The 17,524-nt window shown below is 70.7% G+C and carries 13 protein-coding genes and 5 pseudogenes; 11 read left to right on the forward strand and 7 right to left on the reverse strand.

Going from position 1 to position 17,524, the window contains the following annotated elements; translation table 11 throughout:
• Window positions 1–53: 53 nt before the first annotated feature.
• From sigK to AC07DU_RS32735, 3 genes are all read left to right on the forward strand, one after another.
• A complete protein-coding gene (gene sigK, locus AC07DU_RS32725; protein ID WP_479115473.1) occupies window positions 54–719 on the forward strand; it encodes an ECF RNA polymerase sigma factor SigK in 666 nt (221 codons plus the stop codon).
• Window positions 716–1,465, forward strand: coding sequence for an anti-sigma factor (locus AC07DU_RS32730; RefSeq protein ID WP_479115475.1), 750 nt, complete (start codon window positions 716–718; stop codon window positions 1,463–1,465). Before sigK ends, AC07DU_RS32730 begins: the two co-directional genes overlap by 4 nt.
• A 68-nt stretch (window positions 1,466–1,533) precedes the next feature.
• Window positions 1,534–2,016 carry a peroxiredoxin gene (locus AC07DU_RS32735; RefSeq protein WP_479115477.1) on the forward strand — a complete coding sequence of 161 codons (483 nt, stop codon included), beginning with the start codon at window positions 1,534–1,536 and terminating at the stop codon, window positions 2,014–2,016.
• A 241-nt stretch (window positions 2,017–2,257) separates the two neighbouring features.
• Here AC07DU_RS32735 and AC07DU_RS32740 read toward each other — a convergent pair.
• A pseudogene (locus AC07DU_RS32740) lies at window positions 2,258–2,473 on the reverse strand (ABC transporter permease); the annotation flags it as partial.
• A 13-nt stretch (window positions 2,474–2,486) separates the two neighbouring features.
• On the opposite strand from AC07DU_RS32740, the pseudogene AC07DU_RS32745 reads away from it, so the two are divergent.
• Window positions 2,487–2,978: pseudogene (locus tag AC07DU_RS32745) on the forward strand (PadR family transcriptional regulator); the annotation flags it as partial.
• Between the two features lie 142 nt (window positions 2,979–3,120).
• Here AC07DU_RS32745 and AC07DU_RS32750 read toward each other — a convergent pair.
• Both AC07DU_RS32750 and AC07DU_RS32755 read right to left on the reverse strand, forming a co-directional pair.
• Window positions 3,121–3,234: pseudogene (locus AC07DU_RS32750) on the reverse strand (IS5/IS1182 family transposase); the annotation flags it as partial.
• A 5-nt stretch (window positions 3,235–3,239) separates the two neighbouring features.
• Entirely contained in the window at window positions 3,240–3,998 is a 759-nt protein-coding gene (locus AC07DU_RS32755; RefSeq protein ID WP_479034214.1) for a trypsin-like serine peptidase, read from the reverse strand.
• Between the two features lie 1,310 nt (window positions 3,999–5,308).
• Between AC07DU_RS32755 and AC07DU_RS32760 the strand changes: the two genes are divergently transcribed.
• The 3 genes and pseudogenes from AC07DU_RS32760 (at window position 5,309) to AC07DU_RS32770 (ending at window position 7,146) form a co-directional block, all read left to right on the forward strand.
• Window positions 5,309–5,971: a hypothetical protein gene (locus tag AC07DU_RS32760; protein WP_479115479.1), complete on the forward strand. Its 663-nt coding sequence runs from the start codon at window positions 5,309–5,311 to the stop codon at window positions 5,969–5,971.
• 43 nt (window positions 5,972–6,014) lie between these two features.
• Window positions 6,015–6,299 (forward strand): annotated as a pseudogene (locus AC07DU_RS32765) (PIG-L family deacetylase); the annotation flags it as partial.
• 304 nt (window positions 6,300–6,603) lie between these two features.
• Window positions 6,604–7,146, forward strand: a complete 543-nt coding sequence (locus AC07DU_RS32770; protein ID WP_479115481.1) for a hypothetical protein — start codon at window positions 6,604–6,606, stop codon at window positions 7,144–7,146.
• Between the two features lie 1,175 nt (window positions 7,147–8,321).
• Here AC07DU_RS32770 and AC07DU_RS32775 read toward each other — a convergent pair.
• Window positions 8,322–9,440 (reverse strand): FAD-dependent oxidoreductase, encoded by a 1,119-nt coding sequence (locus AC07DU_RS32775; RefSeq protein WP_479115483.1) that lies wholly within the window; start codon window positions 9,438–9,440, stop codon window positions 8,322–8,324.
• Window positions 9,441–9,494: 54 nt separating this feature from the next.
• On the opposite strand from AC07DU_RS32775, the gene AC07DU_RS32780 reads away from it, so the two are divergent.
• Both AC07DU_RS32780 and AC07DU_RS32785 read left to right on the forward strand, forming a co-directional pair.
• Window positions 9,495–10,187, forward strand: coding sequence for a TetR/AcrR family transcriptional regulator (locus tag AC07DU_RS32780; protein WP_360903928.1), 693 nt, complete (start codon window positions 9,495–9,497; stop codon window positions 10,185–10,187).
• Between the two features lie 68 nt (window positions 10,188–10,255).
• Window positions 10,256–10,600, forward strand: a pseudogene (locus tag AC07DU_RS32785) (IS481 family transposase); the annotation flags it as partial.
• 4 nt (window positions 10,601–10,604) lie between these two features.
• On the opposite strand, the gene ligA reads toward AC07DU_RS32785, so the two are convergent.
• Entirely contained in the window at window positions 10,605–12,653 is a 2,049-nt protein-coding gene (gene ligA, locus AC07DU_RS32790; RefSeq protein ID WP_479115519.1) for an NAD-dependent DNA ligase LigA, read from the reverse strand.
• Between the two features lie 529 nt (window positions 12,654–13,182).
• Here ligA and AC07DU_RS32795 point away from each other — a divergent pair.
• On the forward strand, window positions 13,183–13,980 hold the full coding sequence (locus AC07DU_RS32795) for a maleylpyruvate isomerase family mycothiol-dependent enzyme (protein ID WP_479115486.1): 798 nt from the start codon (window positions 13,183–13,185) through the stop codon (window positions 13,978–13,980).
• A 300-nt stretch (window positions 13,981–14,280) separates the two neighbouring features.
• Here AC07DU_RS32795 and AC07DU_RS32800 read toward each other — a convergent pair whose 3' ends face one another.
• Window positions 14,281–15,132, reverse strand: coding sequence for a LysR family transcriptional regulator (locus AC07DU_RS32800; RefSeq protein WP_479115488.1), 852 nt, complete (start codon window positions 15,130–15,132; stop codon window positions 14,281–14,283).
• Between the two features lie 95 nt (window positions 15,133–15,227).
• Here AC07DU_RS32800 and AC07DU_RS32805 point away from each other — a divergent pair, with 95 nt between their 5' ends.
• Window positions 15,228–15,959, forward strand: a complete 732-nt coding sequence (locus AC07DU_RS32805) for an SDR family oxidoreductase (RefSeq protein WP_479115490.1) — start codon at window positions 15,228–15,230, stop codon at window positions 15,957–15,959.
• Window positions 15,960–16,425: 466 nt separating this feature from the next.
• Here AC07DU_RS32805 and AC07DU_RS32810 read toward each other — a convergent pair whose 3' ends face one another.
• Window positions 16,426–17,121, reverse strand: a complete 696-nt coding sequence (locus AC07DU_RS32810) for a hypothetical protein (protein ID WP_479115492.1) — start codon at window positions 17,119–17,121, stop codon at window positions 16,426–16,428.
• Between the last annotated feature and the right edge of the window lie 403 nt (window positions 17,122–17,524).

Genomic DNA, 17,524 nt, shown 5'->3' on the forward strand with positions numbered 1-17,524 from the left:
TCCCACGGGGACGCTTCGGCCCCGCACAGACACGACTCAAGGACCGGCATGCGATGGACGCCCCGCCCCACGACGGCCGACCCGGGCCGCCGCTTCGCCTCCTCACCACGGCCGGAGCACCGCAGGTGAACCAGCCCATCCCCTTCAACCCCGGCCGCTCCGCCGAGCCCGCCCGCAGCGACCTGACCGACGTCATGCAGAAAGTCGCTCACGGCGACAAACAGGCCTTCTCCGCCCTCTACGACGCCCTCGCGCCCCTGGTCTTCGGGATCGTGGTCAAAGTCGTGCGCGACCGGGCCCAGTCCGAGGAGGTCGCCCAGGAGGTCATGATCGACCTCTGGCGTCAGGCCGCCCGCTACCGCGCCGACGCCGGCTCCGTCACCACCTGGGCGGCGACGATCGCCCACCGGCGGGCCGTGGACCGGGTCCGCTCCGCCCAGGCCGCCACCGACCGCGAGCACGCCCAGGCCGCCCGCGAGCACACCACCGCCTTCGACGAGGTCGCCGAACAGGTCGAGACACGCCTGGAGTCCGAGCAGGTACGCCGCTGTATGCGCGGCCTGACCGAGATCCAGCGCCAGGCGGTAACCCTGGCCTATTACCAGGGCCTGACCTACCGTGAAGTCGCCGAAGCGCTGCGCACACCGCTTCCCACGATCAAGACACGCATGCGCGACGGGCTGATCCGGCTCCGCGACTGCATGGGGGTGACCGCATGAAACACCACGCCACCGACGCCCACGCCCTCGCCGCCGCTTACGCCCTCGGCGCACTTGAGGACGGCGAACGCCAGGACTTCGACGCTCACCTTCAAGCCTGCGAGGCCTGCCGGCAGGAGGCAGCGGAGTTCCAGGCGACCGCGGCGCGCCTGGCGGCAGCCGTCTCCCAGCCACCACCCCCGGCAGCCAGAGCACAGGTCATGGCCGCCATTGACGGCGTACGCCAGCTTCCCCCGCGCCTTCCCGTCCCCGCCGCCAAACCCGCCCCCGGCGGCATGCTGCGTCGCAAGGCCGTGCCCCTGGCCCTGGCCGCCAGCGTGGCCGCCGCCGCGCTCGGCGGCGTCGCGGTATGGCAGACGCAGAACGGACAGGACCTCAAGCAGCAGGCCCGCCAGGCCGAGCGGCAACTCGATGCGGTGAGCGCCGTTCTGGCGGCCCCGGACGCGCGGACCGTGCACGGCCGGGCGGCCAACGGCGCCTTGGCCACGGTCGTGGCCTCCGAACGGCAGAACAAGGCCGTCTTCACCGCTGCCAACCTGCCCGCACCGGGAGCGGGCAGGACCTACCAGCTGTGGCTGGATCACGACGGCAGGATGCGCCCGGCCGGACTCATCGACGACGATGGCACCGTCGTCCTGACCGGCAACCCCGCCGACGCGGGTGCTGTCGGGCTCACCCTCGAACCCGCCGGAGGCTCCCCTCAGCCCACCACCCAGCCTCTGCTCCTGATGCCCCTTCCCGCCTGACCGGGCGCCCACCGCCCCACCGTCCCACCGCCGGGCGCCCGCACCCATCAACCAATCGAGGTTCTCTCATGGCCAACACCCCGAAGATAGGGGACGTCGTCGGCGACTTCCGCCTGCCCGGCGGGCACTTGGACGGCGACACCTTCCACCGCACCGATTACGCCCTGGCCGAGCAACGTGGTCAGCCCCTCGTCCTCGCCTTCTACCCCGGTGACGACACCCCGGTGTGCACCGCACAGCTGTGCTCCTACTCCGACGGCCTGGCTCAGCTCCAGGCCGCCGGAGCCGTCGTGTGGGGCATCAGCCCGCAAGGAGTCGACAGCCACGAGGCCTTCGCCCGCGACCGGCGCCTGCGGATGCCGCTGCTGTCCGACGAAGGGCGTGCGGTGGCGAAGTCCTTCGGGATCACCGCACCACTGATCGGACTGCGACGCTCGGTGTTCATCATCGACCCCCATGGACGCCTGCACTGGAAGCACGTCACCGCCGTCGGCGCCACCTACCCGCCCGCGGCCACCCTGAGCGCGCAGCTCGCCGCCCTGACGGACTGAGCCAATGGCGCGGCAGGCTGGCGCCGCCCGCGCCAGGGGGACCCGGGGGGGGGGGGGGGGGGGGGGGGGGGGGGGGGGGGGGGGGGGGGGGGGGGGGGGGGGGGAGGGGGGGTGGGGGGGGTTCACGCCCACCCCCCCCCCCCCCCCCCCCCCCCCCCCCCCCCCCCCCCCCCCCCCCCCCCCCCCCCCCCCTCCCCTCCCCCCCCCCCAGCCCCGGGTCCGTCAGCGGCTCAGGTCCCGATCAGCGGCTCAGGTCCCTGAACCGCTTCACTGCCAGCGGGAAGAAGACCGCGATCAGGGCCACCGGCCAGGCCACCGCGAGCAGTTCTGCGTGGGTTGCGGCCCAGGAGTCGCCACCCGCGCCCGGGTTGCCGAACAGACCGCGCACCGCGGTGGCCGTTGCCGACATCGGGTTCCACTCCACGATCGCGCCCAGCCAGGACGGCATCGATTCGGGGGAGTCAAGCGTGATGGCCAAGCAAGAGCTGCTCCTCGCCCACGAGGTCGCGCCGAGCACCGTCGGTGGCCCGCCCCGTGTCGAGTACGAGATCACCGACAAGGGCACCGAGGAATACCTCAGGCTGCTGCGCCAGGCCCTGACCTCGCATGACCAGCAGGTGGACATGCTCTCGGCCGGCATCGGATTCATCGTCGACCTTCCGCGGGGCGAGGCCGTCGCGCTCCTGAAGGAGAGGATCGCGGGGCTTGAGAAGTGGCGGTCCGAGGTCACCGAGTACTACACGCCGCAGAACGGGCCCGAGCAGCTCGGACACATCGGTGAAATCATGAACATGTGGCTGCACGCGGCCGACGGCGGCGCGGAGTGGACGCGCGGCCTGATCGAGCGGATCGAGTCCGGCGCCTACACCTTCGCGGGGGAGGGCGAACCCTTCGTGGGCGTGCTCGCGGACGACGAGCCCAACCCGTACGCGACGGGACCGCACCCCGAGGACAACCGCTAGCGACACACCGGGCGGCGCCACCGGGTTCAGGGTCGCCGTTCAGCGACGGGTCATTGGGTGCCCAGGCGGCCCAGGTCCTCCTGGGCGACGGCGAAGGCCAGAGGCCGAACCCGGCCGGCGGCCAGATGGACCTTGGCACTCAGGCAGCGTGCTGGTGGGCTCGTACGACGTTCGAATCGACCGAGACGGTCCAGTCGATGTCGTCGGCGGCGTCCTCAGCGGCCAGGACGGACGGGAGGATCCGTTCCCAGGTGCCCCAGCCTAGTCGCCTTGCTCGGACTCCTGGTAGAGCCGCTGGGCGAAGGCGCCGAGGGCCGTTCCGTAGCTTGCCTCGTCGTCGCTGCTGATGTTCACCGCGACGACGCTGCCCTCGGCAGGGTCACCCGAGAGGTACGGGCCGCCGCTCGACCCCCGCCCCATGATGCAGGGAACGCGCAACAGTGCCTTCCTGCCCGACCAGGTGGCGACGCCCGAGCAGTACAGGACCTGGTTCGTGTACGGGTAGCCGAAGAAGGTCGCCTCCGTGGCCGGTTGCGCAGTGAAGGAGATCGGCTGGACGCCGGTGAAATCGGAGATGTTCCGTCCGTCGGGACCGGGGTTCATCTCCAGCATGGCGACGTCCCGTCCGTCCGTCTCCCAGTCCTCGGCCATCCGTACCCGACGCACCGTGAAACCACCGGCGGGCCCTGCGCCGTTCTCGTACCCCGGAACGAAGTAGAGGCCCCCGTCCCAGGTGGCCTCGCTCGCGCGAGCGCCTTCGACCGACGTCCTCACGCAGTGCGCGGCGGTGATCACAGTGCGGCGGCCGACGACCGTTGCCGTGCAGGCACCGGAGCCGCCATCCGCGCCCGACGCGTAAACTCGCCCGACCGTACGGGCTATCGAGCCGCCGCCCTTCCACGCGGGCTGGACCAGGTCATCCTTGGCGTCCCAGCGGGCCACGTCCGCGATGCCGCCACCCGTCCAGTGGTCCTCGGCCGCGCGCCGGTCCTCCACGCGGGTGGCCTCGTCGTGAACCACGATGGGCGTGTCGGCGGGTGCAGGACCGTCACGTCCTTCGGTGAGCAACGGGCCGCAGCCCGTGGTCCCCCACAGAGTGAGGGCGGCCGCGCAAGCCGCTCCCCATGTACGCGTGTTCCCCATGCCCCTGTTGTCCCTTGTTCCAGTTCCCGTGCTCGCCGCCAAACCGACGGAAGTACGGGCAGCGGCCTTCTCCGGTCGCTGTCCGGAGCCTGCACACGCGCGGGTCGATCACTGCGTAGAGCCTACGAGGGCCCGGGAGGGCCCACACGACCGGGTGGCCGGGCGGAGCTCGTCACCAGCACGGTCGACGGCGACGGCCGCCTTCGAAAGGGACACTCCTGGTGCCGCATCAGGCAACGCTTGCCCTGATCGCGAGGGACGGAGGGCTGGCTTGCGGGCCGGCCGTTGAGACAGGCCCTTAGGAGTCTGAGCGCAGCCCCAAGGCGCTGTGCTGAATCGGTTCACCGGCGGGCGAACCCCCTTGAGTCGCTCAGCCTGTCTGAGAGGGCCGTGCCAGAGATGCCACCGGTCCGCGACCTGCACGGCTTGTGGAGCCCGGCAGTGCACCCTCGGCGAAGAACGGTTCACGGTCCGGCACACGACCTCATTCCGGGCCGCTGGGCCAGCCACGCGGCCAGGCTCGACGACTCCCGGTCGGGCAGCAGGTCGATCGGTCGGCGGGTTTCGACGTCAAACGTGAGCCAGAACCCCGACCCGTGAATGAGGCCATGCCTCCGATGGCAGTGCTGAAACTCGCTCGAACAGGGTCCTATGGGCGGGGCGGTGGAACGCCCGGTGGGCAGGGGCCGCCCTCCGGCCCCCTCTCGGGCGGGCAGCAGGGGCCGCCCCTGCCACCGCAGCCCACTCCCCGGGGCCCTGGTGGTGGATTGCGGGCGGCAGCCCTGTCGCGGGGCATGAGCCTCTGCGGGCATGGCGGGAGGAGCAGTAGCAGGGTGTGCCGCTGTGTCTCCTGGAACCTTTCGACCAGGTTCGCGCGGGTTGCGGGTCATTCGCCGCCGTACGGCTGACCGTGGTGTTCTACAGGAGTAGGGCGGCCGCGGAGATCCCGAAGTGGTTCTCCGGGCAGGACTGCCGCCTATCGCCGAGCGCAGAAGAGGCAGAAGAGGCAGAAGAGGCAGAAGAGGTGGAAGAGTCGGAAGGCGGTGGATCGCCCCTGACGCCAGGGGCCCATGCCAGTGGCTACGATGCGCCACGGAGTGGACGGCCGGCCCCTTCTGCAAGGCCGTTGACCACCGCACCTGGGCCAACGGCACGTGCGCGAAACGCTGCGGAAATGAGGAGCCGTCATGAGTACGGGGAAGTGGCTGTGGATATCCCTGTGGCGCTACGTTCTGACCGCCCTGCTCGCCTGTGTGGCCGCCGCCTCGGTGCTGCCCGCCCTCGGTGACGGACCCTTCGTTGAGGAGTTCGCGCTCGGTATGGGGGTCGGGCTCGTGGGGGTGCCCCTCCTGACGATCGCGACCATGTTCGTGATCGTCCTGCTGGCCGGTCGGCGGTTCGAACCTCCGACCGGCGGTCCCCAGCGGATCCGGGGCGGCTGGATGGTCGTACTGCCGCTGGTGCCGTTGCTGCCGGTTGGGCTGCTCATGCCACTGCAATACCTGATCATGGTGGGTGCGCAGCTCGCCTACGTGATCTGGGTACTGCCCTGCGACGACGCCCGTGATACGGCGAACGTCCTGCGCTCGCTCGCCGACCCGGCCGTCCCCGCGCAGCAGCGGGCCCAGACGGCACGGGCGGTCGCGGAACTCCGGACCAGGCCGGTCGTGGAAGCCCTAGTGCTCGCCGCGACGGACGAGGAGCCCGAGGTCGCGGAAGCGTCTATGGAGAGCCTGAGCGCCATCTGGCGGCACGACGGCGTCGTGGGGGAGGACCTGCTGCTGAGGCTTCCGCCGCAGCACCAGGACCGGGTCCGGGCTCTAGGCATCAAGGTCCGCAACCCTTGGTGACAGCCGCTGCGTTCGTGATCGACCGGCCAGCCAGGAGGCCACCATGCCGTTGCCCAGTCTGCTGGGCGTCTTCGCCCACCCCCACGACGAGGCCCTCGCCGCTGGCGGAGTCCTCGCCCAGCACGCCGACTCCGGTGCCCGGACGGCCGTCGTCACCATCACCTGGGCCCCCGACAGCCATCGCGCCGCAGAACCCGCCGACGCCACAGCGGCCCTGGGCGCCGGCAAGCCGAGAATGCTGGGGTACGCAGACCACCGCATCCCACACTCCGCCCCAGGTCGCACGCGCTTCTGCGACGCACCGCTCGACGAGCTGATCGAGGAACTCAACTTCGGTCGAGGCCGAGCCTGAGACGAGCGGCGCGCCTCCTCCCCTGACTCACCACATGACCCATGGGAAACTGGCCAGGTCCGGGGCGGGACGAGTGGTCCAGGGCGGCCCAACCATGCTCGACCAGGCACCCGAGAACGGTCGGGTCACGGGCGTCGGTGCTACGACGGCGAAACCGAAAGCAGCACCGGTCATGGCTTCTGGCCCGGCTCGGGAACCGTTCCCCTGGATCCTGCGTGAACCCTTGATGGTGTAGTCGGCTGGTGGAGGGGATCCAATGAGAACACGGACGATGGTGAGCGTGGCGGTATCGGCCGGCGTGGTGCTGGTGGCGTGCGCGTGCGGTCCGGAGAAAGCGAAGGAGGATGCGGGCGCGAAGCCTTCGCAGCCGTCCGCGTCGACGTTGACGAAAGAGCCGTCGGCCGCGTCGTCCGCGTCCACCGGCCCCGAGAAACCGTCGGCCGCCCCTACTGGCAACCAGCCCGCACCGAAGACGAAGGAGCGCGCCATCCAGCGGTACGAGCAGTACCTCCACGGCCTCGGGCGCGAGGACATCGACGTGGTCTGCGAAGTGGCCGGGCCCGGCGCGAAAAAGGCACAGGACCAGGGATTCGGTCCCTGCACGTCGACGTACGTCATCGTCTTCCAGATGATTTCACCCGAGCAGAAGAAGGCGCTGCAAACCGCGACCGTCGATCCGCAGCGCGTCACCGTGCACAGCCTCGACAAGATCGAGATGCCGCTCGAAGCGGTCCGGACTTCCGGCACCTTCACCGAGAGCGACCTCGGCAGCTACACACTGGAGTACCTCAAGAACGATTACTACATCACCGACGGAAAGTGACCGCTGCACGCGAAGCCGCCTGGCGGCAGAGGCAGTCTCGTGAGCGTGGGTCAAGCCCCACCGCTTGGTCGACCACAGTGGACTCCGCCGGAGGGCCTGGGCCGCTTCGCGGGTGTACGTCCGCGGCGGCGAGGCACTCCGTATCCCAAGTCCTTGAACCGGGCGACCCCGTGGGATGGGAGTTCACTGACGGTGCCCTATCTTCAGGCGCGGGAAGGTGTCCGTGCCGCCGACGATGTAGTCGCGCTCCACGGCACGGCTGGCCTGCAGAAGTCCAGCGCCGGAGGCTCGGCACCGCCTTCTCCTGAAGGGTCGTACGCTCTCAGGCATCACTGGCGCGGGCGGGGGGCTGCGAGGCCGTGCGCTTTGCCGTGTGCTTTGCAGTTCCGTCACGTCGACGGGCATCGGGCGTACGGATGCCCCCTGGGGAGGTGTCTCCCCAGGAGGAAGATTTCCCGCCGGTTGCACCCGTGCGCGAGCCGTGGGGGAGTGTTGCTCACGCGCGGTGAGGGGAGGGTAGTGCCGTACCGGCGCCGGTGTGCTGACGGAGACCGTGCTGGCCGTCTGAGGGCTGGTGAGACCGCGCCGGTGTCGCAGCAGGCGCAGGCCTCACCCACTGCGTCGCCCTCGTCGCCCAACTCCGCCGTCCTCGTCGGGGCCCGTCATCCCGGTCGGGCGGCGCAACCCACGGTCGCCGACGGACCGATGCTGGCTTCGGCCCGCACGACCATGAAGCGCTGCCGTCCCACGAGATGCCGTCCTACGAGTTCGTAGCGGTGAACCGGCGGGATGCGCCGGACGACGGTGAGCTTTTATGGATGAAGTACGACCGTACGTACTGCTCCGCGATCGTTCGCGAGGGGGTGGCCCGGATCGAGTGCGGAACACTGCCGGATAGCTGGCCGCGCAAGGGTGCCCTGAAGGTGACGACGGGCGAGCCGTATCAGGAGAAACCCGGCGAGCGGCCCAGCCTGTTCGGAGCGGGTGAAGTACTGGATCTCGAACCTGTCCGCCGACGTTCCCGCCAAGGATCTGGTCCGCCTAGCGAAAGCACGGTGGCGGGTCGAGTGCGACTACCGCGAACTTTTGCCGGAACGGACCGTAGTGGTGCCGTACTGGCCCATGAGGCCGGGGCGAGCTGTCGGTGCTGGTGCTGGTGCTTTCGCGCTTGGCGGTCACGATGGCTGGACTTGGTCGAAGAGGGCGAGAGCTTCGGCGGGGTCCGGGCTCACGAGGCGTTCCAGACCGGCCGTCGTGATGTTCGCCCATCTGCTGGCCCGTGCCCACATCTGTTCCTCGAAGGCGCGGACGGCCTCGTCCAGATTCCCAGGGCCGGTGGCGATGGACTCGGCGAGTTCGGCGCCCTCCAGCATCGCGAGGTTCGCGCCCGCCCCCAACGGGGGCATCAGGTGGGCGGCGTCGCCCAGTAGCGTCACCCCGGGGACGTGGGTCCAGGTGTGCGACACGGGCAGGACGTAGAGGGGGCGGTGGACGAAAGCGGTGGCGTGGCGGAGGAGGCCGAGGACGGGAGCGGCCCAGCCGTCGAACAGCGCCAGCAGGCGCGATCGCACGGCCTCACCGTCGGCCAGGTCAAGGTTCGCGTGCCAGTCCAGCGGGGCGCGGAACTGGGCGTACACCTTGACGTGGCCGCCGCTGTTGCGTTGGGCGACGAGAGCTCGGTTCACCCCGTACACGGCCACGGAACCCTCGCCGATCAGCCGGGCGAGGTCGGGATGGCGGGCGTCGACGTCGTCGAGGGAGGTTTCGACGTAGGTGACGCCGGTGTAGTGCGGTGTCACTGATGAGACTGCCGGCCGTGTTCGGGACCAGGCGCCGTCCGCGCCGACCACGAGGTCGAACGTCTCCTGACGTCCGTCCGCGAAATGGACTGCTACACCCTCCCGGGCCCCCGGTACCACCTGCGTCACGCTCCGCCCCCACTGGACGTCGAGAGGGCCGAGCAGCAGGTCACGGAGTTGCCCGCGGTCGATCTCGGGATTGGCCCGGTCATCTGGACGGGGTCGCCAGTCGCGCAGGACGGTGCCGTCCGCGTCCAGGATGCGCATGGCCTGCCCCTCGGGGCGGGACAGCACCTGGAACTCCGTCAGCAGACCCGCCTTTTCCAGCGCGAGCTGACCCAGCCCCTCATGCAGGTCCAGCGCGCCGCCCGGCGGGCGGACGTCGGGGGCCGGATCACGTTCGAGGACGGTGACGGGGTAGCCGTGGCGGTGCAGGACGCGGGCGAAGGTAAGGCCTCCAGGTCCGCTCCCGACTACAGCGATACGATGTCTCATGGCGATACACTGTATTGCCTCAACCGATGTATCGCAGCAGAACGGTGGGAATCCATGAGTGTGTGGGACCGGCCGGAGCCGCCGACTCGCCCCGTGCCGCTCGACCGGGAGCGGATCGTCGCCGCCGCCATCGCGCTGGCCGACGAGGGCGGGCTGGACGGGGTGTCGTTGCGCAAGGTCGCCGCCCGGCTGGATGCGGGCCCGATGCGGCTGTACGGGTACATCTCCACCAAGCAGGAGCTGTTCGACCTCATGGTGGACGAGGTCTACGCCGAAATCCTCCCCCAGGAGCAGCCCGGCGACTGGCGGGAAGCGCTGCGTACCCTCGCCCAGCGCACGAGACACGCGGCTCTCCGGCACGAATGGCTCGCCGACCTGCTGGGCGGCCGCCCAGCCCTGGGCCCGAACGCCCTCGCTGTGGGCGAGGCCACGCTGGCCGCCCTGGACCGCCTCACCGACATCGACACCGCCATGCGCGCGGTGGAGACGGTCAGCGCCTACTTCACCGGCGCGATCAGGCGCGAGATCGCGAACCTTCGGGCCGAGCGCGCCACTGGCCAGTCGAAGCACGACTGGCAGCGCGCCTCCGGCCCCTATCTGACAAGGATGTTGGCCACCGGTCGCTTCCCGGCGCTGACCAAGGCCGTGTACGACGGCACGGACGTGGACGCCGAGGCATCCTTCGAGACCGGCCTGGACTGGGTCCTCGACGCAGTGGCCGCCAGACTCACTCGGCCGTCGGCATGACGCTCGGCCCCTGCCGCAGGTCAGCGAGCTCGGCGCCCGGTGCCCACGGGCCGTGAAGGTAGCAGTCGGTCGTTCATGCGGACGTGAAGACGCTCGGCAGGACCCGTACGGCGGCGGACGCCAGGTCCTGGGCCGTGACCCGGGACGACCGATCCGCGCATGGGTTTCGACGACATCCACTCCGCGGTCGACGACCGCTCCCGCCTCGCCTCCTGCGAGGTCCATGCCGACGAGAAGGTCGCGACCTGCGCAGACTTGCCGGCCCGCGCGGCCGCGCTCATACACTGCCACGGCATCACCCGGATCGAACGGGTCCTGACCGACAACGCCTCCACACCTGCAACCACCATCGCTGCCACACCGCACAGGCCGGACACCCGCCCGTCAGCCACCGCAATCCCGCTGCGGGTCAATCACCTAGGCGGTGGGGAGGAGGTCTGCGACGAGTGCGGAGAATTCCTCGGGGTCGAGGACACGTATGCCCAGTTCTTCGGCCTTGGTGCGCTTGGAGCCGGCCTTCTCGCCCGCGACCAGGAGGGTGGTGCGCTTGGACACCGACGAGGAGGTCTTTCCGCCGGCCCGCTCGATCAGCTCGTTCATCTCGTTCCGGGACAGCGCTGCGAGGACGCCCGTCATGGAGCCGGTCACCACGACGGCCTGTCCGGCCAGCGGGCCGCCCGCCGACTCCTCGCCGTCGTTCGGCGCAGTCGCGGGCTTCTGAGGCGTGGTGACCTGCGTGCCGACCCGCTGCGCCTGGAGTTTGTCGAGGAGCGGGGCGAGTTCGACGAGTTCGGCCGCGATGACGCGGGCCTTCTCGGTGCCGATGCCGTCGACTTCGGCCAGGGTGTCCGCGTCGGCGGCCCGGATCGCCGCCATCGAGCCGAAGTGCGCGGCGATCCGGCGGGACATGGTGCGGCCGGTGCCGCGGACTCCGAGGGCGCAGAACACGCGGCTCAGTGCGGCTCCGCGGGCGGTCTCGATGGCGGCCAGGAGGTTCGCGGCGCTGGTCTCGCCCATCCGCTCCAGCCCGAGCAGCTGCTCACGGGTCAGCGTGAAGAGGTCGGCGATGCCCTCGACCAGTCCGGCTTCGACCAGCTGGATCGCGCGCGTGCCGCCGAGGCCTTCGATGTCGAGCTGATCCCGGCCGGCGGCGTAGATGACCGAGGCCACGACCTGGCAGCTGCGGCCGCGCACACAGCGCCAGCGCTGTTCGGCGCAGTCGATCGCGTCGCCGCAGCGGGGGCACGCCTCGGGGAAGAGGATCGGGCTCTCGGCGCCGGTGCGCTGGTCGACGAGCGGTGCCTCGATCCGGGGGATCACGTCGCCGGCGCGGTACACGAACACCTGGTCGCCGATCATGAGCCCGCGGCGGGTGATGTCGGACGGATTGTGGAGCGTGGCGTAGGTGACCGTCACGCCGTCGATGACGACTGGCTCCAGGACGGCGCGCGGGGCGATGATCCCGGTGCGGCCGACGTTCCACTCCACGGCCAGCAGGCGCGTCACCTTGTGTTCGGCCGCCAGTTTCCGGGCCACCGCCCATCTCGGGGCGCGCGAGCCGTTGCCGGCCTGCCGCTGGTCCTCGGCCGTGTCGGCCTTTACGACGACACCGTCGATTCCGAACGGCAGTTCCGCCCGCAAGCCGGCGATCACGTCGATGCGTTCCTGCACCTGCTCTACGGTCTCGCAGCGCATCGGGGCGGCGGCAGTGCTGGCGGCCGTATTCGCGCCGAGCGCGGCCAGCTTCTCCAGCAGAGCGACATGGCCGAGGTCGTCCAGGCCGATCGCGCTGTAGGCGAAGAAGGTCAGCTCGATGCGGTAGGGGCGGTCCTTGGCCCGCAGCGTGCCGGCCGCTCCGCTGCGCGGGTGCGCGAAGGGCATGGCCTCATGGGCGAGCCGGATCCGGTTGGCCTCCTCGAACTGGGAGGTCGTCAGCAGCACCTCGCCGCGCAGCTCGACATCTAGCGGCTCGGTCAGGACCGGCGGCAGACCGACGACGGCGTCGGCGGCGTGGGTGATGTCCTCGCCTGCCCAGCCGTCTCCGCGGGTGAGGAGCTGAACGAGCCGGCCACCCCGGTACCGGGCGGCCACCGCGAGGCCGTCGAGCTTCGGCTCCACGCACCACCCTGCCACAGGGCGCCCGAGACGCCGTTCCAGCCCTGCGGCCCACTCGGCGAGCTCGTCAGCGTCGAAGACGTTGTCGAGGGAGAGCATCGGCACTGAGTGCGGCACGTCACCCTGTACGGCCCCGCCCGCCACCTTCCCCGTAGGCGACTCGGCAAGCGCCTCGTCCGGGTGGGCGTCCTCGTAGGCCGCGACGGCACGCAGCAGTCCGTCGTACTCGTCGTCACCGAGCGGGGTGGTCCCGTCGCCGTAGTACGCGGCCGACGCCGCCAGGGCGGTGGTCACGGCCTCCGCGTAGGCGGCACGGGAGAGGAGGGCGCTGTTTTCCGTCATGAAGGTCATCATGATGCCCGGCACTGACAACCGGCTCAGCCTGGCGCACTCCGAACTGACCGGCTCACGCGGACGATGGTCCGGTTCGCAGAACGTTCTCGTCTCCTGTCGGGGCCAAGTCGTCGCGCTGGAAACGCCGTATTGCCGGTGATGGACCGCGAAGGCGTGTTCGGCGATCCGGTGAAGTCCACCTGACGCTGGCGATGGACCTGCGGACGCACTCGCTCTGCGCCTTCCGGCTCAAACTCGTCTCCGACACCTCGGTACACCGGCAGCGCCGACGTCACGATGCTGCGGAGAGATGGGCCGCTGCCGATGCGGGATGCCGGAGGGCGAGGACCTGAAGTGGCGCTACCCGGGCCTGCCGGCGGCGGTAGTCGCCGAGTTCGCCGCCCACAAGGTCGCAGGCCTGCCGTTCTTCGTCCCGCAGCGTGTCTCGTCGAGCGGTGGGAGGCGAGGACGACGTCCGTAACGGCCAACCGGAGGCGACTGTGAAATTCGCTATCTGATCACCGGGGCACGGTGATAGACATCCGGCGTGGAAAAGAATCTTGAGTTCCCTGACCTGTTGCGACGGATCGATGAACGGTCGACCGCGTTCCGCACCGCGGTCGCCGCCGCGCCCAGTCTCGACGCACAGGTGCCGACCTGCCCCGGGTGGACGCTGTTCGATCTGGTGAAGCACCTGGGTGGGGGAGACCGTTACTGGGCCGCCATAGTCGGCGCGGGGCCCGCCGACGTTCCCCCGGCCGAGGCCATCGCTGCGCGCGCCGCTCTGGAATTGCCGCGGGAGCGTGAGGCGCTGCTGGCCTGGCTGGCCGCGTCGACGCAGCTTCTGCTGAGCGCCCTGCGCGAGGCAGGGCCGGACGCCGGCTGTTGGGCGTGGTGGAGTGCCCTGCAGACGCCGCGGACCTCCGGCGGAGTCGCACGGCACCGGGTCCAGGAGAGCGCGGTGCACACCTACGACGCCGAGCTCGCCGCGGGCGCCCCGCAGCCGCTGCCGGCCGAGGTCGCACTCGACGGTGTCGAGGAGTTCCTGTTCACCTGCGTCGCGACGCCCAGCGCCTGGCCGCACAAGCCCACGGCCTTCGACTTCCACACCACCGAGGGCCGCTCCTGGCGCCTCACGGTCGACGGCGACGGCGCACGCTCCACCCGCATCCCCGCGCCCACTGCCTCGAACGCCGAGGACTCGGACGCAGCCGGCGCCTCCATCCACGGCACGGCCAGTGAGTTGGTCCTCTACTTGTACGACCGCATCCCCGCCGGCTCCTTGCACGTTGACGGAGACGCAGGGCTGCTCGACCTGCTCCGCGCCTGGGAGCCAGAGGAGTAGGACGTATCGGGGGTGGTTGGCCAGAAGAACGGCCGCCCGACGCAGCGCGCGGGCGGGCGTCTGGGCGCGGGCGTGGCAGGGGCCGGGCGGTTTGGTGTGCGAGGAGGGGGCGTTTGTCGGGCGGTAGCCGGGCCGGACGGCCGCGGCAGCGGCGCGTTGCCGTGCTGGCTGCCGGAGGTCGGTGGTGGTGTCTTTTCAGGCTCGGAGTCAGCACCCACTTCCTTGTGCGCTTCCAAGGCAACGTCGTCTGACGTGAGAGCCCGGGCCATGAACGGCCGAACCTGGCCGGGCCTGTTGGAACTACTGGAGACGGGTCGCAGTCCGGACCAGGTCGGCGACGGCTATGGACCGACTGTGCGGTGGCCAGGCGATCACGGTGGTGACTTTCGGCGCATCCAGCACGGGTACGGCGGCGAGGTCACCGGGCAGTTGGGTTCGGCACGACTCCGGTGAGACCGCGCAGGCCCGGCCGAGCGCGACGAGCTGCAACAACTGCGCGTGGTCGCGGACCTGCGGGCCGGGACCGGGCGGGTAGGCGCCGTGGGGGTCGGGCCAGCGTGGCAGGGGCAGGCCCGGCAGGTCGGCGATGTCGGCCATGTGCACATGGGCCCGATCAGTGAGTGGATGCCCGGCCGGCAGGACCACGACCTGGCCCTCTGTGCTGAGTTCTTCGGTGTGGAACCCGGCTGTCGAATCGAACGGGCGGTGCAGCAGCGCCACGTCGGCCCGGCCCTCGCGCAGGAGTCGGGCCTGCTCGGCCGGGCCGCACAGGATGACGTCGATGAGGACCGCGCCGGGTTCGGCGGCGTACGCGTCGAGCAGTTTCGCCAGCAGTTCTCTGGACGCGCTGGCCTTCGTCACCAGTACCAGGCCGGGTCGGCCGGTCGCGGAAAGCGCGGCGCGGCGGGTCCGGCGCTCGGCGGCGTGGACCGCGTCGAGGGCGGCCCGGCCCTCGGCCAGTAGGACCGAGCCGGCCTCGGTCAGGGCAACGGTGCGGCTGCTCCGATTCAGGAGTACTACCCCGAGCCGGCGTTCGAGCTGCTGGATCGCCCGTGACAGAGGCGGTTGTGCGATCCCGAGCCGGTGCGCGGCGCGCCCGAAGTGCAGCTCTTCAGCGACAGCTACGAAGTAACGCAGTTCCCGGGTCTCCATCCGGCCACGCTACCCCGGATCCATACCCTGACGGTATCGTTGCCCACCCGATCGGTCTTGGACCCCCGGCGGAGTGCGCAGGCAGCATGGTCCCCATGAGCGAACGAACGATTGCGCTGGTCACCGGCGCCAACAAGGGAATCGGCTACGAGATCGCCGCGGGCCTGGGCGCCCTCGGCTGGAGCGTCGGCGTCGGAGCCCGCGACGAGCAGCGCCGTAAGGCCGCGGTGGAACGGCTGCACGCGGCCGGCGTCGACGCGTTCGGCGTACCCCTGGACGTGACCGACGACGCGAGCGTGACCGCCGCCGCACGACTGATCGAGGAGCAGGCCGGACGCCTCGACGTCCTCGTCAACAACGCCGCCATCACCGGCGGCACGCCGCAGGAGCCCACCCGGGTCGATCCAGCCACCATCCGGACGGTCGTGGAGACCAACGTGATCGGCGTCATCCGCGTCACCAACGCGATGATGCCGCTGCTACGCCGCTCCGCCTCACCGCGGATCGTGAACATGTCCAGCAGTGTCGGCTCCCTCACCCGGCAGGCAGGAACCGCTGCCGAGCAGACGACGGGACCGATCGCCGTGGCGTACGCGCCGTCGAAGACGTTCCTGAACGCCGTCACCCTCCAGTACGCCCGGGAGCTGGCCGGCACGAACATCCTGATCAACGCCGGCTGCCCCGGCTACGTCGCGACCGACCTCAACGGCTTCCGCGGCGTGCGCACCCCCCAACAGGGGGCGGCGATCGCCATCAAACTCGCGACCCTGCCTGACGACGGCCCGACCGGTCAGTTCTTCGCAGACACCGGTGAAGTGCCCTGGTGATGGGTACGGGGTCATCACCCGCCAAGTGAGGCGGCCTAGCCCGCGCCGGGTCGTCGACACAGGTCAGGCCAGGCTCTGCCTCGCCACCGTGATCGACATTGCCTCCCGCAGCATGGTCGGCTGGGCCGCCGCCGCCCACCTCGGTACTTCCCGGATACACCAGCCACGCATGCGCACGGCTGGCAGCCGACCTGGGCATCCGGCTCTCCGTCGGACGCATCGGCGTCTGCTGAGACAACGCCTTGCGACGGCCGTCGGTTCGGTGTGGAAGTCGCGGCCGATCAGGTCGGGGCGGGCCGCTGCCTGCCGGCCCCGGACGGTGGTGCGGTGCCCAGTCACGTCCAGGGTCACGACAAGCCGCCCGTCGGCTGCCCTGGGCAGCGGCGCTCCGGCCACCACCGGCCGCAGGTGCATGGCGTCGACCCCACCCGGAGCCACGGTGAGGTCAAAGGGCAGGCTGGTTCCGCTACGGGAGGACGGTGGCGCGCAGGTGCGTGCGTAGCCGCAGTGCCTCGTTCAGCTGGGACCGGAACAGCGCCGGATTCTGTGCGGCCAGCGCGGTGAAGATTTCCACCGCTTCCTCCGCCTCGGTCAGCGCCTCGCGCAGGCCGTGCTCTTGGCCGATCCGCAGCAGCACCACGACGATCAGCAGGTACCCGAGCTGGGGCCGGTAAGTGGTCGGGGCTTCCCCGGCGAGCCGGCGCCAAATGGGAAGCGCCTCCTCCCCGGCGGCGATGACGTCCTCGTGCCGGTTCAGTACCGTCAGCGGCCCGCCGAGCTTGCCGAGGGCAAGCGCCAGCAGCAGATCGGCCGCGGGATCATCGAGGCGCCGCCAGAGCGTCACGGCCCGCTCGCCGACCATGACCGCCTCTTCGTGCCGTCCCACCCGCGCCAAGAGGCCGCCGAGCCGGTCCAGGGCCATGCCCAACTCGAACTCGCAGCCGCCGGGGTCGGCCTGTGCCAAGTGGCGCCAGACTTCGACCTCCTGCTCTGCGACCGCGACGGCCTGGTGCAGGCGAGTCAGCTTCGTCAGTGGCCGACCGAGGCTCTTGAGCGAAAGCGCCAGGTGCAGTCGATGGGCCTCCGGGGCGGTGTGGGCGAGCTTCTGCAACACGGTGACCGCCGGCGCGCCCTCCTTGACCGCCTCCTCGTGACGGCCCACCCCTCTGAGCGCGTCGCAGAGGACCACCAGTGCCGCTGCCAGGCGCGGAACTGCTGTCGTTTCGGTACGGCACGGCCGGTCCCGGACTGGGTTCCTGGGAGGGGCCGGCGCCCGACCGCATCCCTACCGAAGCCGTCCGTGAAGTCGCCGCCCACTCCGTTCTGGTGCTGACGGGCCTGCCGTCGGCAGGGCTGCGCCTGCCGACGGCAGGCACGGCATCAGGAGGGCTTCGTACGAGGTGGGCAGCCCGTGCCGAGATGGCCTGCGGGCGGGGGAGGGATCAGCAGCGGCTTCGTCGTAGCCGCTTTCTGTTGGGGCCGCAATCCAGGGCCGGCCCGGGCGGGCGGGGTGCGAGCATGCCGCATGAGCAGCTTCCTTCGCAGGACCAGTCGGAGCAGCCGGC

The organism is Streptomyces sp. NPDC045695, from assembly GCF_056432025.1.

Bases quoted from the DNA above. Each gene is read 5' to 3' on its own strand.
- sigK (WP_479115473.1), top strand. From the start codon at position 54: ATGGACGCCCCGCCCCACGACGGCCGACCCGGGCCGCCGCTTCGCCTC.
- AC07DU_RS32780 (WP_360903928.1), top strand. From the start codon at position 9,495: ATGAGTGTGTGGGACCGGCCGGAGCCGCCGACTCGCCCCGTGCCGCTC.
- AC07DU_RS32760 (WP_479115479.1), top strand. From the start codon at position 5,309: ATGAGTACGGGGAAGTGGCTGTGGATATCCCTGTGGCGCTACGTTCTG.
- ligA (WP_479115519.1), bottom strand. From the start codon at position 12,653: ATGACCTTCATGACGGAAAACAGCGCCCTCCTCTCCCGTGCCGCCTAC.
- AC07DU_RS32730 (WP_479115475.1), top strand. From the start codon at position 716: ATGAAACACCACGCCACCGACGCCCACGCCCTCGCCGCCGCTTACGCC.
- AC07DU_RS32775 (WP_479115483.1), bottom strand. From the start codon at position 9,440: ATGAGACATCGTATCGCTGTAGTCGGGAGCGGACCTGGAGGCCTTACC.
- AC07DU_RS32800 (WP_479115488.1), bottom strand. From the start codon at position 15,132: ATGGAGACCCGGGAACTGCGTTACTTCGTAGCTGTCGCTGAAGAGCTG.
- AC07DU_RS32735 (WP_479115477.1), top strand. From the start codon at position 1,534: ATGGCCAACACCCCGAAGATAGGGGACGTCGTCGGCGACTTCCGCCTG.
- AC07DU_RS32805 (WP_479115490.1), top strand. From the start codon at position 15,228: ATGAGCGAACGAACGATTGCGCTGGTCACCGGCGCCAACAAGGGAATC.